Source organism: Paenibacillus sp. TAF43_2, assembly GCF_052113545.1.
Lineage (GTDB): Bacteria > Bacillota > Bacilli > Paenibacillales > Paenibacillaceae > Pristimantibacillus.
Map to the genome: position 1 here is coordinate 1 of NZ_JBFRDK010000385.1, position 1,108 is coordinate 1,108.

At 41.1% G+C, this 1,108-nt stretch carries 1 protein-coding gene and 1 pseudogene; both read right to left on the reverse strand.

Annotated features, from left to right (window positions below):
- Nucleotides 1–628, reverse strand: a pseudogene (locus AB4Z17_RS33585) (sensor histidine kinase); the annotation flags it as partial.
- Nucleotides 629–632: 4 nt separating this feature from the next.
- On the reverse strand, nt 633–1,108 hold a 476-nt coding region (locus AB4Z17_RS33590), incomplete at its 5' end, for a response regulator transcription factor (RefSeq protein ID WP_441964788.1).

A 1,108-nucleotide genomic window follows, 5' to 3' on the forward strand; every position in this document is an offset into this window, starting at 1 on the left:
GTGCAATAACCTGCGCGGTCTGGCTAAGGTGATCAATCGACCTCGTCAACCCTCGACTTACAAAAAACATAATCAGCATATAGAGGAAGCAGGCTGCCACATCTACTTTTGCAAAAAACTGATATTGATCCACGCGGTCCTGGTACACAGAAGTTACGTCGATCATATAGGTGAAAACATAGCTTTTATGGTTTATATTCGCAATATTTGATGTGAACAGTATCGTTCGCTGATCGATATCACGCAAAATATAACTAATTTCGTCTACGGCCAGCTTGTCCAGTTCCTCACGCTGCTTTGGGATTTGAAAATCGGTATTGTTAAAGACTGACCGATTTTGCTCGTCCCTAATATCCAAATAAACGAGCTGCTCGTTATTTTTACCAACAAATTCGTTTGCAATTCTCGTTAATACCGTTTTTTCGTAATCAATGGAGTCATAGATTCGAAGGATGGGTACAATCGCATCGACGCTGGAATGAATGCTCATGTTCTGGCTTAAAGCATTGTTGATTTCCTGCTTAAGCATTCGATTATGGCTTCGCTCAATCACCATAATAGAGGCAGCGTTAAAAATAATGATAAAAACTAGAATAGAGAAGACATAAATTTTTTGCCAAAATTTCATCCTCTTAATCCTCCAGCCGATAACCGAGTTTATAAATCGTCTTGATGCAATCCTGCAGCTCTAGCTTCTTGCGCAGCGATTTAATATGCATATCGACCGTTCTCGTCTCGCCATAATAGTCGCCGCCCCATACCTTACTAATGAACTGCTCTCTCGAGAGGGCAATGTTCTTATTTTTCAGCAAAACAACAAGCAATTCATATTCCTTCGGCGTCAGCTCGACTACTTCCCCTTGACTGGTTACTTCTCGTTTATCCATATTGACTGCAATAGATTGAAATTGTAATACACTTTCTTCTTTGCCGTATCTTCGCAATACCGTCTCTATGCGGGCAAGCAGCTCGATAGCCTCGAAAGGCTTAACCATGTAATCATCGGCTCCCAGTTTTAATCCATTCACTTTATCGTAGACAGAGTTTTTGGCCGTCAAAAAAATAACCGGTATTTGGTAAGGCTTCATTCGTTCCATCAGCGCAAATC